The organism is Aeromonas encheleia (genome assembly GCF_900637545.1).
Classification (GTDB): domain Bacteria; phylum Pseudomonadota; class Gammaproteobacteria; order Enterobacterales; family Aeromonadaceae; genus Aeromonas; species Aeromonas encheleia.
On record NZ_LR134376.1, the window covers coordinates 2,759,695 to 2,774,240 of the forward strand.

At 60.8% G+C, this 14,546-nt stretch carries 9 protein-coding genes; 2 read left to right on the forward strand and 7 right to left on the reverse strand.

The features are described 5' to 3' along the window. Positions 1-21: 21 nt before the first annotated feature. From EL255_RS12660 to EL255_RS12670, 3 genes are all read right to left on the reverse strand, one after another. On the reverse strand, positions 22-1,431 hold the full coding sequence (locus tag EL255_RS12660) for an HlyD family type I secretion periplasmic adaptor subunit (RefSeq protein ID WP_042654725.1): 1,410 nt from the start codon (positions 1,429-1,431) through the stop codon (positions 22-24). Then, positions 1,424-3,568 carry a type I secretion system permease/ATPase gene (locus EL255_RS12665; RefSeq protein ID WP_042654724.1) on the reverse strand — a complete coding sequence of 715 codons (2,145 nt, stop codon included), beginning with the start codon at positions 3,566-3,568 and terminating at the stop codon, positions 1,424-1,426. The genes EL255_RS12660 and EL255_RS12665 overlap by 8 nt, the downstream gene beginning before the upstream one ends. A gap of 373 nt (positions 3,569-3,941) precedes the next feature. Then, complete coding sequence (locus EL255_RS12670; RefSeq protein WP_042654723.1) at positions 3,942-4,886, reverse strand: tRNA modification radical SAM protein MnmL/YtqA; 945 nt, start codon at positions 4,884-4,886, stop codon at positions 3,942-3,944. Between the two features lie 613 nt (positions 4,887-5,499). On the opposite strand from EL255_RS12670, the gene gltB reads away from it, so the two are divergent. Together gltB and EL255_RS12680 are read left to right on the forward strand one after the other, a co-directional pair. Continuing rightward, positions 5,500-9,957, forward strand: a complete 4,458-nt coding sequence (gene gltB / locus EL255_RS12675) for a glutamate synthase large subunit (RefSeq protein ID WP_042654722.1) — start codon at positions 5,500-5,502, stop codon at positions 9,955-9,957. 12 nt (positions 9,958-9,969) lie between these two features. Continuing rightward, positions 9,970-11,385 carry an FAD-dependent oxidoreductase gene (locus tag EL255_RS12680; RefSeq protein ID WP_042654721.1) on the forward strand — a complete coding sequence of 472 codons (1,416 nt, stop codon included), beginning with the start codon at positions 9,970-9,972 and terminating at the stop codon, positions 11,383-11,385. A gap of 95 nt (positions 11,386-11,480) precedes the next feature. On the opposite strand, the gene EL255_RS12685 is transcribed toward EL255_RS12680, so the two are convergent. The 4 genes from EL255_RS12685 to soxR form a co-directional block, all read right to left on the reverse strand. Then, positions 11,481-12,242, reverse strand: coding sequence for an amino acid ABC transporter ATP-binding protein (locus EL255_RS12685; protein ID WP_042654720.1), 762 nt, complete (start codon positions 12,240-12,242; stop codon positions 11,481-11,483). Continuing rightward, on the reverse strand, positions 12,239-12,895 hold the full coding sequence (locus tag EL255_RS12690; protein ID WP_269471656.1) for an amino acid ABC transporter permease: 657 nt from the start codon (positions 12,893-12,895) through the stop codon (positions 12,239-12,241). The genes EL255_RS12685 and EL255_RS12690 overlap by 4 nt, the downstream gene beginning before the upstream one ends. Before the next feature lie 57 nt (positions 12,896-12,952). Beyond that, positions 12,953-13,726, reverse strand: coding sequence for an amino acid ABC transporter substrate-binding protein (locus EL255_RS12695; RefSeq protein WP_042654718.1), 774 nt, complete (start codon positions 13,724-13,726; stop codon positions 12,953-12,955). A 301-nt stretch (positions 13,727-14,027) separates the two neighbouring features. Next, positions 14,028-14,486, reverse strand: coding sequence for a redox-sensitive transcriptional activator SoxR (gene soxR, locus EL255_RS12700; protein ID WP_126623350.1), 459 nt, complete (start codon positions 14,484-14,486; stop codon positions 14,028-14,030). Positions 14,487-14,546: the final 60 nt, after the last annotated feature.

The following is a 14,546-nucleotide window of genomic DNA, read 5'->3' on the forward strand; positions in this document are numbered from 1 at the left end:
TGTTGTTTTTAGATTGTTGGCTTATCGTTCTCTCAGTGCCGACTGTTTAGCCCGCAGGATGGGCTTTAGCAAATAGTCTAGGACACTTTTTTTACCAGTAATAATATCTGCACTGGCTAACATACCGGGGATGATGGGAAGTGCGTTAAGCTCATCCCCCAAGTAACTCTTCTCGGTGCGGACCCGGACCAGATAGAAGGAGTTGCCCTCTTCATCCTGGATCGAGTCGGCACTTATCTGTTCGACCTTGCCATGTAAGCCTCCATAAACGGTGAAATCATAAGCGGTTATCTTGACTACGGCCTCCAGCCCAGGTCGCAGGAAGGCGATATCCTTGGGCGAGACCTTGGCTTCCACCAGCAGGGTATCTTCCAGCGGCACTATCTCCATCAGATCCATACCAGGCTGGACAACCCCACCCAGGGTATTGATCTTGAGCTTCTTGATGGTGCCCTTGAGCGGCGCGATCACGCTGGTCCGATCGACCCGGTCGCGCAGCCCGACCTGCCCCTCGGACAGCTGGCTTAGTTTTCCTTGCCGCTCGTTGAGATCGGTCTGTGAATCGGCGCGGAACTTCAGCGCGATATCGTTGCGTTTGGAAATGGTCTCCCGCAGCACCGAGTTGAGTTTGGGGATGAGCAGGCGATTGGCCTCAAGCTCCCCCTGCATCTCGTTGACCTGTCGCTCCAGCTTGATCAGTTCAACCTGAGGCACTATCCCCTCCTTGGCGAGGGGGCGGCTGATGTTCAACTCCTGGCGAGCCAGATCCACGCTGCGCGCCACCGTTCTTATCTTGGCGTTGAGCTCTATGGTTTCCTGCTCTTTCTGCTCGATCTGCTGGCCGAGGATATAGAGCTGGTTGTTCAGGTTATTGAGCCGCTCATCCTGGACCGATTTCTCACGCGTCACATATTCGGCGAAGACGTTCTCGAACCCGTCGGGGAAGACGATGGGCTTCTTATCGATGACCACCTGCTCACGCCAGCCGAGATTGGGTTCGCTTTTGACCACCACGCTCTTGATCTCGGCACGCAGACGGGCGATGTCGCCCTTGAGGATCACCAGCTCCTGTTCACGCTCGCGAAAGTCAGACTTGAAGCGGGTGTCATCGATGCGCAGCAGCGGTTGCCCCTTCTCGACTATGTCCCCCTCCCTGACGAAGATTTCCTTGACGATCCCCCCTTCCAGGTTCTGGATCACCTGCAGCTGACGTGACGGGATCACCTTGCCCTGACCTATGGTGACCTCATCCAGCTCCGCCCAGGCGGCCCAGATGATGGCACTCATGAAGAACAGGAAGCAGGACCACAGCAGTGCCCTGGCCCGGGTCGGCGTGGTCAGCAGAACGGCGGCGGCGCCATCGTCGACATACTCGAGATGCTCTGGCAGAACAGCGTCTGGTGCCGTTTTCTTGAACCAGTTTTTAGGCATTGGCCGTCTCCTGCATTCGCACCTTGCCTTCCTTTAGTTGTTGCAATACCACTTCTTTGGGCCCATCGGCCACTATCTGTCCCTGCTCCACGACGATGACCCTGGAGGCGACGTCCAGCATGGAAGTCTTGTGGGTGATGAGGATCAGGGTGGTCTCCGGCCCCAGCCGTGCCAGTTCCTGTTTCACGTGCATCTCCGACTGGTTATCCATATTGGAGGTCGGCTCGTCCATCACCAGTATGGGGGGATCGTTGAGCAGGGCACGGGCCAGCAGGATCGCCTGACGCTGGCCACCGGATAGCTGGCGTCCGCCCTCACCGATCTGTCTGTCCAGGCCATTGGGATCCCGGTTGGTAAAATTGGTCACCCCGGCGCGCTTGGCCGCCCGCAAGACGCGCATGTCGTCCACCAGCGGGTTGCCGAGCATGATATTGTCTCGCACCGAGCCAAAGAACAGGGTCACATCCTGCGGCACACAGCCGATGTTGCGGCGGATGGCCGCCGGCGGCAGCTGATCCAGCTCGAAGCCATCGAGCCGCACCAAGCCATCAGTCGGGCGATACAGCCCCATCAACAGCTTCTCCAGCGTGGTCTTGCCCGCCCCGATCCGGCCTATGATGGCGACCTTCTCACCCGGCTCGATACGCAGATTGATGTTGTGCAGCGTGCTGCTTTCCATGCCCGGATATTTGAAGGAGACGTTTTCGAACTCGATGCGGCCCAAGATAACGGGGTGATGGATGTATTGTTTGCCCTCTTCCTGCTCACCCGGCGTCATCATGATCTTCTCCAGGATATCCAGGGCAGACTTGGCCTGGTTGTAGCGGGTGGAGAGGACGGAGAGTTGCACCATGGGCGCGATGGCCCGGCTCGACAGCATGACCGCGGCGATCATGCCCCCCATGGTCACCAGTCCTTCCGAGATCTGGTAGACCCCGACGATGACCAGGCCCACGGTCACCACCTGCTGGATGTAGCTCGCCAGAGACGACATGGAGTTGGTGATGCGGCGGGTCTGCACACCCCAGGTGGAGATGTGGGACACCGCCTGCTCCCAGCGATGCTGGAACATGCTCTCGGCACCGAAGATCTTGACGGTCTCAAGGCCGGAGATGCTCTCGATCAGGTTGGCGTTCTTCTGGGAGGCAAGGCGGGAGCCCTCCTCGATGGACTGTTTGAGCGGCTCCTGAATATAGAAGCTGTACGCCACCAGGATCAGCATGGCGACGATGGGCACCACCACCATGACACCGGCGAAGAGCCAGATGATGAACAGGAAGAAGATCGCAAAGGGCAGGTCAATCAGGGTAGAGACGGTGGCTGAGGTAAAGAACTCCCGCACCGATTCAAACTCCTGCAGATGCTTGGCGAAGGCCCCCGTCGAGGCGGGGCGGGACTCCATCTTCATCCCCATCACCTTGGCGAAGATCTTGGCCGACAGCAGCACATCGGATTTCTTGCCGGCGATGTCGATGAAGTAGCTGCGCAGCTGGCGCATCACGAAGTCGAAGGTGAACACCACCATGGCGCCCACCGCCAGCACCCAGAGGGAATCAAACGCCAGATTGGGCACTATCTTGTCGTAGACGTTCATGGTGAACAGGGGGCTGGCCACCGCAAACAGGTTGATGAGGATGGAGGCGATCAGCACATCCCGGTAGATACCCCGGGATTCGAACAGGGTGCTCCAGAACCAGTGACCGTCGCGGGTCTCCAGCACCTTGGGGGAGCGCTCATCGAACTTGAACTGCTTCTTGACGAAGAACAGCCGGCCATTGTATTCGTCACCCAGCTGGGCCAGGCTGACCCACTGGGCCGCATCGCCGGCCTGGGGAAAGATCACCCTGCCCTGGGTCCTGTCCTCATTCCACTCCAGCAGGATGCAAGCGCCGCCGTGGCGGGTCTGCAGCACGCAAGGCAGCAGCAAGGAGGAGATGTTCTCGAGCGGCTGGATCACTTCACGGGCAGAGAGGCCGCCACGCTCGGCGGCGCGGGAGAAGAGCGCGGTACTCAGGCGACCGGATACCAATGGCAATCCCGTGGTCAGGGCATCCTGACTGTTGGGCACGCCATAAAAGCGGGTCAAGAAGACCAGGCATTCCAATAGCTCATCGATTCGGCTAGTTTCTGCTTGCATAGCATCCTGTCAAAACATGATTGAGACGGTTGTCGCGGGGAAATATCGCCATCCTGATTATGCCGGCGACCTCTTGAATAACAGAGCAGGGATCCCGTCACCGAAAGCCGACAACCAAATTAGCGCACAGGGCGATGATGTCACTCGTCATCGCCAGACCCAAATACCATCAAGCCGGGCAGCGATGGTCCATGCTCGGCGCCCGATGACGATGAGAATGCGACATCAAGTGCAAGAACCTCTGTCCGGTTAGGAAATAAAATTATTGATGACAATATCTTTTTCAAGCCGACCATCATATCAAGGCGACTTGAATGAAACTATACTGCAAAGACTGAATTTCATCTAATAACCCCCTGTTTTTTTAATGAAATTAGAGTGACAACTCATTAACGCCGGCGAGCGAGAAGGGTCTGCCAAGGCGAGATCCCTGGGCTCCAGAGCGGGCCAATTCGCTGGCAATGCCGGCCATCGCCGTCCAGCGGTTTTCACACCAGACCGGTGCCAACAGGGTCGGACGACGGGCCGAGGCCGAGATGCGGTGATAGACCACCTCGGGCGGCGTGTGCTGGATCATGGCGACCGCCGCCTCCACATACTGCTCCAGCGTCAACACCTTGAGGCGCCCCGCCTGCCAGGCCTTGCCGAGGGTGCTGCCTTCCACTACATGGAGCGGATGCAGTTTGATCCCCTCCACCCCCGTTTCTACGATGCGATGCAAGGTGTCCAGGCTGTCCATGGGGACCTCCCCCGGCAGGCCGACGATCAGATGGGCACAGACCTTGATGCCACGGCTATGGGCCCGCTGGACCGCATCGGCATAGGCGGCGTAGCCGTGACCCCGGTTGATGCGCTGCAACGTCTTGTCACTGGCGCTCTGCAAGCCCAGCTCCAGCCACACCTCATAGCCTCGAGCCTGGTAGCCGGCCAGCAGATCCAGCACCGCATCCGGCACGCAGTCGGGGCGGGTGCCGACGCAGATCCCCACCATGTCGCTGACCGACAACGCCTCCTCATACATGCGCTGCAGGTATTCCACCTCGGCATAGGTGCTGGTATAGGCCTGAAAATAGGCGAGGTAGCGTTTGGCCCGGGTGACCTCGTCCCGGCGGGCCAGCAGTTGCTGCACCACGGAGAGCTGCTGGGCCGACTCGTCGGCGAAGGAAGAGACGTTGCAGAAGGTGCAGCCACCGCGCCCCAGGGTGCCGTCTCTATTCGGGCAGGTGAAGGCGCCGTGAATGGAGAGTTTGTGGATCTTCTGGCCGTGCCGCTGCTTGAGATCCTGGCCGAATGTATTGACGAGTTCGTGTAACTGCATGACACCTCCGCTAAAGGGGCGCCATTGTACGGGCGGGAGCCAGTCGGGAGGCTGAGCTGGATCAAGCGAAGCCGGGAACCAAAAACATATAAATATTCATCATATACCGAATAAGTATCCGCCAACTGGGGGTTCAGGGTACTTTTGGAAACCATAGCGTCGACATGCATGATGAGAGAAGAGCCGAAATGGATCTCATAACTCTATGTAAGACATTGAAATTTCTTCAATAGCCCGCATGGAGATAAATGCAAGATGAAGAATGCCGAAATGTGATCCCTGCCAGACCTCATGACCCAGGGTTGGTAAGATTACTACAGTTCACCGGCACGATGCAGTCGACCACTAAAGCCAAAGTTATCAGCATAAAAAACCACAATATATAAATCTTAAAGATTTTTATTGAGATAATTCCCCCTAAACACTCTAAAACCGACATTTTGTTATGACGATGTAACATTGCAAACAGTCCGGATGTCCAATTGACCTTGCCTGAAAATCCCATTAGTTTGGAGATTCGCCACCTCAGGCGGACGGAACCACAAGAGCCAATCGCAATTTATGCAATCTGTTGATGACAGTGCGATGGAAGGCCGAGCAAGGGAGAAATGCAATGTCACTATATGATCCAAAGCTGGAGAGGGATAACTGTGGCTTCGGCCTGTTGGCCCACATGGAAGGGGAAGCCAGCCACAAACTTGTCCGTCTCGCGATGTCAGCCTTGGCTCGCATGCAGCACCGCGGCGGCATCTCCGCCGATGGCAAGACCGGCGACGGCTGCGGCCTGCTGCTGCAAAAACCGGACAGCTTCTATCGGGCTGTCGCCGAGGAGAAGGGATGGCACCTGGGCCGCAACTATGCGGTCGGCATGCTGTTCCTGAACCCGGACCCCGTCCTGGCCCAGCAGACCCGCGACATCATCGACGAGGAGCTAGAAAGAGAGACCTTGAGTCTGGTCGGTTGGCGCAAGGTGCCTATCGATACCAATGTGCTCGGTCCCATCGCCAAGGCCTCCCTGCCCAGCATCGAACAGGTCTTTGTCAACGCGCCGCCAGGCTGGGTCGACAAGGATCTCGAGCGCCGCCTCTATATAGTGCGCCGCCGCATCGAGAAGCGCATCAGCGACGACTACTTCTATGTGGTCAGCCTCTCCAACCTGGTCACCGTCTATAAAGGACTGTGCATGCCGGTGGATTTGCCGCGTTTCTATCTGGATCTCGCCGACATCCGCATGCAGGCCGCCATCTGCGTGTTCCACCAGCGCTTCTCCACCAACACCAGCCCGCGCTGGCCCTTGGCGCAACCGTTCCGTTATCTCGCCCACAACGGCGAGATCAACACCATTGCCGGCAACCGCCAGTGGGCCAAGGCGCGCAGCTACAAGTTCGCCACCCCGCTGATCCCTGACTTGCAAGAGGCGGCCCCCTTCGTCAACACCACCGGCTCCGACTCCTCCAGCCTCGACAACATGCTGGATCTGTTCCTGGCCGGTGGCATGGACCTGTTCCGCGCCATGCGCCTGCTGATCCCGCCAGCATGGCAGAAGCACCCGAACATGGATGACGATCTGCGCGCCTTCTATGACTTCAACTCCATGCACATGGAGCCCTGGGATGGCCCGGCCGGCATCGTCATGACCGATGGCCGCTACGCCACCTGTGCGTTGGACCGTAACGGCCTGCGCCCGGCCCGCTACGTCATCACCAAGGACAAGTTCATCACCCTCGCCTCCGAAGTCGGCACCTGGGACTACACCCCGGACGAGGTGCTGGAGAAGGGCCGGGTCGGTCCGGGCGAGCTGTTCGTGGTGGATACCAGCAACGGCAAGGTGTGGACCAGCTTCGAGATCGATGACGATCTCAAGAGCCGTCACACCTACAAGCAGTGGATGGACAAGCACTGCAAGCGGCTGGTGCCGTTCGAGCAGATGGATGACGCCAGCACCGGCGCCCGCGAGTTCTCGGACGATCAGCTCAAGACCTATCAGAAACTGTTCGGCTACTCCTACGAGGAGCTGGATCAGATCATCCGCGTGCTCGGCGAGAACGGCCAGGAGGCGGTGGGCTCCATGGGGGATGACACCCCGATGGCGGTGCTCTCCTCCAGCCAGCGTACCCTGTACGACTACTTCCGCCAGATGTTCGCCCAGGTCACCAACCCGCCCATCGATCCGCTGCGGGAAAATCACGTCATGTCGCTGGCCACCTGTATCGGCCGCGAGCAGAACGTGTTCAACGAGACCTTCGGCCACGCCCACCGGGTGCTGTTCCAGTCGCCGATCCTGCTCTACTCCGACTTCCATCAGCTGCTGGCGCTGGAGGGGGAACACTACCGTCATGCGGTGCTGAGCCTCAACTACCAGCCCGAAGAGGGGCTGCAAGGGGCGCTTGAGCGGCTGTGCAACGACGCAGCCGACAAGGCACGCGGTGGTACCGTCCTGCTGATCCTGTCGGATCGGGACGTCAGTGCCGATACCCTGCCCATCCCCGCCGCCATGGCGGTGGGCGCGGTGCAACGCACCCTGGTCGACAACAACCTGCGTTGTGACGCCAACATACTGGTGGAGACCGCCAGCGTGCGCGACCCGCACCACTTCTCGGTGCTGCTGGGCTTTGGCGCCACCGCCATCTACCCCTATCTGGCCTACGAGACCATCGCCAAGCAGGTCGAGGAAGGCGTGCTCAAGATGAGCCTGCGCCAGGCCATGCTCAACTACCGCAACGGCATCAACAAGGGCCTCTACAAGGTGATGTCCAAGATGGGCATCAGCACGGTGGCGAGCTACCGCTGCTCCCAGCTGTTCGAGGCGGTGGGTCTCTCCCAATCCGTGGTCGAGCTGTGCTTCCGCGGCGTATCCAGCCGTATCCAGGGCAGTGACTTTGGCGACATCCAGCAGGATCAGGTCAACCTGGCCCGCCAGGCCTGGCTGGCGCGCAAGGAGCTCACTCAGGGCGGCCTGCTCAAGTTCGTCCACGGTGGCGAGTATCACACCTACAACCCGGATGTGGTGCAGACCCTGCAAGTGGCGGTGCGCTCCGGCAACTACGCCGATTACAAGGAGTACGCCCGCCTGGTGAACGAGCGGCCGGTCGCCACCCTGCGCGATCTGCTCGCCCTGAAACAGGGCACCAACCCGGTGGCGCTGGATCAAGTCGAGCCTGCAGCCAAGCTGTTCCCGCGCTTCGACTCCGCCGCCATGTCCATAGGCGCGCTGGGCCCTGAGGCGCACGAGGCACTGGCCGTGGCCATGAACCGCCTCGGCGGCAAGAGCAACTCGGGCGAAGGTGGCGAAGATCCCAAGCGCTTCGGCACCGAGAAGAATTCCCGCATCAAGCAGGTGGCCTCGGGCCGCTTCGGCGTCACCCCGCACTACCTGATGAACGCGGACGTGGTGCAGATCAAGGTGGCCCAGGGCGCCAAGCCCGGCGAGGGCGGCCAGCTGCCCGGTGACAAGGTCACGGCCCAGATAGCCAAACTGCGTTATTCCGTGCCCGGCGTGACCCTGATCTCGCCGCCGCCGCACCACGACATCTACTCCATCGAGGATCTGGCCCAGCTCATCTTCGACATCAAGCAGATCAATCCGGATTGCCTGGTGTCGGTCAAGCTGGTGTCCGAGCCCGGCGTCGGCACCATCGCCTGCGGCGTGGCCAAGGCCTATGCCGACTTCATCACCGTCTCCGGTTATGACGGCGGCACCGGCGCCAGCCCGCTCAGCTCGGTCAAGTATGCCGGTTCCCCCTGGGAGCTGGGCCTGGCCGAGACCCAACAGGCCCTGGTCGCCAACGGCCTGCGCCACAAGGTGCGGCTACAGGTGGACGGCGGTCTCAAGACCGGTCTGGACATCATCAAGGCGGCCATCCTCGGCGCCGAGAGCTTCGGCTTCGGCACTGGCCCCATGGTAGCGCTCGGCTGCAAATATCTGCGTATCTGCCACCTGAACAACTGCGCCACCGGCGTGGCCACCCAGGATGAGAAGCTGCGCCGCGAGCACTTCACCGGCCTGCCGGAGATGGTGATGAACTACTTCAAGTTCATCGCCGAAGAGACCCGCGAGCTGATGGCCCAGCTGGGGGTGACCCAGCTGACGGATCTGATCGGTCGCACCGATCTGCTGGAGGCCCTGCCCGGCCTCACCGCCCGTCAGGCCAAGCTGGATCTCTCCGGCATCCTGGCGAGCCCGGTGGCACCGGCAGGCTCCAGCCTGTTCAGCCAGCAGCACAACCCGACCTTCGACAAGGGGCCGCTCAACCTCAAGATGGTGGAAGATCTGCTGGAGGCGGTCGAGCACAAGTCAGGCGGTGAATTCCGCTACGACATTCGCAACACCGACCGCTCGGTGGGGGCGCGCCTGTCTGGCGAGATCGTCAAGCGCCACGGCAACCAGGGCATGGCGTCCGATCCGGTTCGGGTCCACTTCAACGGCACCGCGGGCCAGAGCTTCGGCGTCTGGAACGCCGGCGGCCTCGAGATGATACTCACCGGCGACGCCAACGACTATGTGGGCAAGGGCATGACCGGCGGCAAGCTGGTGGTCAAACCCCACGTCGGCGTGGCATTCAAGTCCCACGAGGCGGCCATCATAGGCAACACCTGCCTCTACGGCGCCACCGGCGGCAAGCTCTACGCCGCAGGTACCGCGGGCGAGCGCTTCGCGGTGCGCAACTCCGGCGCCCTGGCGGTGGTCGAGGGGATAGGCGACAACGGTTGTGAATACATGACCGGCGGCATAGTCACCATACTCGGCACCACGGGCGTCAACTTCGCGGCGGGCATGACAGGCGGTTTCGCCTACGTGCTGGACGAGTGCGGCAACTTTGCCAAGCGCACCAACCCCGAGCTGGTGGAACTGCTGGACGTGGCGGATCTCGCCATCCATCAGGAGCACCTGCGCGGCATCATCACGGCGCACCTGAACGAGACAGGCAGCTCGCGCGCCGAGGAGATACTGGCCAACTTCGACTCCTATGTGCCCAAGTTCAGGCTGATCAAGCCCAAGTCCAGCGACGTCAAGTCCCTGCTTGGTCACACCAGCCGCTCTAGTGCAGAACTCAGAATCCAGGCGCAATAAGGAGGGAACCCTATGAGCCAGAACGTATTCCAGTTTATCGATGTCCAGCGGGTCGACCCGCCGAAGAAACCGCTCAAGATCCGCAAGATCCAGTTCGTGGAGATCTACGAGCCCTTCAACCAGGCCCAGGTGGGCATGCAGGCGGATCGTTGCCTCGACTGCGGCAACCCCTATTGCGAGTGGAAGTGCCCGGTGCACAACTACATCCCCAACTGGCTGAAGCTGGCCAACGAGGGACGCATCCTGGAGGCGGTGGAGCTCTCCCACCAGACCAACAGCCTGCCGGAGGTGTGCGGCCGGGTCTGCCCGCAAGATCGGCTGTGTGAGGGTGCCTGCACCCTCAACGACAGATTCGGCGCCGTCACCATAGGCAACATCGAGAAATACATCACCGACAAGGCGTTCGAGATGGGCTGGCGCCCGGATCTCTCCAAGGTGATCCAGACCGGCAAGCGGGTCGCCGTCATCGGCGCCGGCCCGGCCGGGCTCGCCTGCGCCGACGTGCTGGCGCGCAGCGGTGTCAGCGCCGTGGTGTTCGACAAGTATCCGGAGATCGGCGGCCTGCTGACCTTCGGCATCCCCTCCTTCAAGCTGGAAAAAGAGGTGATGCAGCGCCGGCGCGAGATCTTCGAGGGCATGGGGATCGAGTTCCGCCTCGAGACCGAGGTGGGCCGGGATGTCACCTTCGCCGATCTGCTCGGTGAGTTCGATGCCGTCTTCCTCGGGGTCGGCACCTACAAGTACATGAAGGGCGGCTTCGAGAATGAGACGGCGCCCGGCGTGTATGACGCCCTGCCCTACCTCATCTCCAACGCCAACCGACTGTTGGGCTTTGAGAAGGCGCAGGCCGATTACATCGACTTCGCCGGCAAGCAGGTGGTGGTGCTCGGCGGTGGCGATACCGCCATGGACTGCGTGCGCACCGCCATCCGTCAGGGTGCGGACAAGGTGATCTGCGCCTACCGTCGCGATGCCGAGAACATGCCGGGCTCCAAGCGGGAGGTGAAGAACGCCCAGGAGGAAGGGGTGGAATTTATGTTCAACCTGCAGCCCATCGGCGTGGAGCTCGATGCCCATGGCCGCACCTGCGGCATCAAGGTGGTGAGCACCGAGCTCGCCGCCCCCGATGCCAACGGCCGTCGCAATCCGGTGGTTGTGACAGGCTCCGAGCGGGTGCTGGCCGCCGATGCGGTGGTGATGGCGTTCGGCTTCCAGCCCAACCCCCAGCCCTGGATGGCGGAATACGGCATCGAGCTCGACAACCGGGATCGCATCAAGGCCCGCGAGCAGGCGGACTACGCCTTCCAGACCAGCAACCCCAAGGTGTTCGCCGGTGGCGATGCGGTGCGCGGCTCGGATCTGGTGGTGACTGCCATCTACGAGGGCCGCAAGGCCGCCGAGGGGATCATGGACTACTTGGCCGTTTAATCTGCCATCCAAGGTTCACCTCCTCCCAGCAAACAGCCCCGCATCTGCGGGGCTGTTTTTTTGGGTGGCTAACCACCCGTTCACCACGACAGCCGCTAGATGCTCCAATTCTCCGGCAACCGCTCGGTCAGAGTGGAGATGTACTCGAAGGTGCGTGCCCGCCTGGGGGTGGTGAACATCTGGCGCGCGCTGCCCGCCTCCACTATCTCCCCCGCCTCGAGGAAGATCACCTGTTGCGCTATCTGGGCCGCCAGGCGCAGATCATGGGTGGCGATCAGCATGGTGGTGCCTTCCCGGGCCAGCTGGCGCAGCACGGCCACCACCTCCAGCGCGAGTTCGGGATCCAGTGCCGAGGTAGGCTCGTCACAGAGCAGCACCTTGGGTGACTGGGCCAGTGCCCGCGCGATAGCGACCCGCTGCTGCTGGCCGCCGGAGAGGGTGGCGGGCACAGCCTCGGCCTTGTGGCTGAGCCCCACCTTGTCGAGCAACAGCACACCACGCGCCACCGCCTTGGCCTTCGGCCATTTCAGCACCGTCACCAGGCCTTCGATCACGTTCTCCAGCACCGTCATGTGCGGAAACAGCTGGAAGTTCTGGAACACCATGCCAGTCTGCTGGCGCAGGCTCAGCACGCTCTGGCGCGGCAGGTGATGGGAGAAGTCGAGTTCGATCCCCCCCAGCACCAGTCGCCCCGCATCCGGCCGCTCCAGCAGATTCACGCAGCGCAGCAGGGTACTCTTGCCGCTGCCGGAGGGACCGATCAGCGCGGTGACGCTGCCCGCCGCCAGCGCGAGGCCGACCCCCTTCAGCACCCGCTGCCCGCCAAATTGCTTATCAATACCACTCAACCGGATCATGGGACGACCTCCCGGGTCTCTTTATGGGTCAACTTGCGCTCCAGCCAGTCTTGCAGGGTGGAGAGCACCGAGCTAAACAGCAGGTAGATGATGGCCGTCTCGGTGTAGAGGATGAGCGGCTCATAGGTGACGGAGGCGAGCCGCTGAGCGGCCTGGAACAGCTCGGGCACCGTCACCGCCGCCGCCAGCGAGGTGTCCTTGACCAGCGAGATGAAGGTGTTGGAGAGCGGTGGCACCGCGATGCGCGCCGCCTGTGGCAGGATCACCCGCCACATCACCTGGGGCCAGTTCATGCCGATGGAGTGGGCCGCCTCCCACTGCCCTTTCGGGATCGCCGCCAGGGTGGCGCGGATGATCTCCGAGCTGTAGGCGCCGATGTTGAGGGTAAAACCGATGACCGCGGCGGTGAAGGCATCCAGCACTATGCCGGCGCTCGGCAAGCCGTAGAAGATAAGGAACAGCTGCACCAGCAGCGGAGTGCCCCGAATGAGCCAGACATAGAAGCGGACCAGCACAATCAGGGGAGCCGGACCATACAGCCTTGCCAGTGCCACCAGAAATCCAAGCAATATTCCCAGCACGAAGGTGATCAGCGTCAGTGGCACGGTAAAAATAAGCCCCGCGCTGAGCAGGGGCCAAAAAGAGTCGATCATTAACTGCAACCAGGCTGGCACGTTAATTTCCTCGATTGTTATTATGTTGCCGCGATATTATTGCGAGACGTCAGTGCCAAAATATTTCAGCGATATCTTTTGATAGCTGCCGTCTTGCTTGGCGGTGCGCAGCGTCTGATTGATGGCGGCCAGCAATTCCGGTTGTCCCTTGGCGAGCAGCACGGCCGATTGATCCCCCTTCGCCTCGGTTACCGCCACCTTCAACTTGGCATCCGGCTTCTGTTTCTTGAAGTCCAGGTAGGAGAGACTGTCGTTGATGGTGGCATCCACCCGCCCGCTCAGCACCAGCTCCAGCGACTGGTTGAAGCCCTCGGTGGCCACCACCTCGGCCCCCGATGTCTTCGCCAGTTGGGCGAAGTTGCTGGTCAGGGACTGGGAGGATTTCTTGCCCTTCAGATCCGCGAAGCTGTTGATGCTGCTGTTGTCGCTGTGCACCACCACCACCGCCTTGGAGGTGATATAAGGATCTGAAAAATCATATTTTTTCAGCCGATCCGGGGTGATGGCCACCTCGTTCAGCACCAGGTCGTAGCGCCTGGCATCCACCCCGGCGATGAGCCCATCCCACTTGCCTTCGACGAAGTCCGGCTTGACCCCGAGACCGCTGGCGATCAGTTCGCCGATCTCCACATCAAAGCCCACCAGCTTGCCGCTCTTGTCGTGATAGGTGAACGGAGGGTATGCGCCTTCGGTGCCTATCTTGATCACCCCGGCGCTCTGGATAGAGGCAAGACTGGATTGGGCTTCGGCCGAGGTCATCACGGCCAGGGGAAGCGCGGCCAATAAAAACAGGAATCGCAAATGTTTCATTATTTACCTCGTTATATTTATGAGCATCCAACTTCTTGCCAAGGATAATAGGATGAAGCCATGTGATTATTATTCATGGCTCCCGACGCCATCGTAATAACCCGATATTGATGCGGTGTTGACGGCATGGACAAAACATAACGCGGGGGGTGCCGTTATCGAACCATGAAATATGGCGATATTAAGCAAGATAATGACTAACGAAGATGGCGAGGGGATGGGTCAACAAATAGGGATGGGCAAGTACGGGGGCCTCGGCGCACCAGATGCCGAGCCAGCGTTCATGTTTATCATCTTCTGATCACTCGCCGGATGGCGGCACATCCCCCAGCAGATAACGAGGGCCACTACCTTGCCCGGCGGCCTGATCGGCGGGGTTATAGAGGGCGCAGTGCTCGAGCGACAGGCAACCACAGCCGATGCAGGAGGTGAGCTTGCGCTTCATCAGTTGCAGGGCCTCGATGCGCCGATCCAGCAGCCCCTGCCACTGACCGGCGATCCGCTCCCAGTCGCCGCGATCCGGTGTGCGACCCTCGGGCAACCCGGCAAGCGCCTCGCCAATCTCGCCCAGGCTCAATCCCATCCCCTGCGCCACCCGGATGAAGGCGATGCGACGCAGGGCATCCTGCGGATAGAGACGCCGCCCGCCGTCGCTGCGCACGCTGCTCAGCAAGCCCCGCTGCTCGTAGAAGCGCAGGGCGCTGGCGTTGACGCCTGAGCGTTTGACTATCTGGCCGATGGCCAACCACTTGCGCTGCATCTTCATCCTTGACCTCAAGTTAGCTTTAACTTGCACAATCCTGTCTCCCCTCATAAAAGG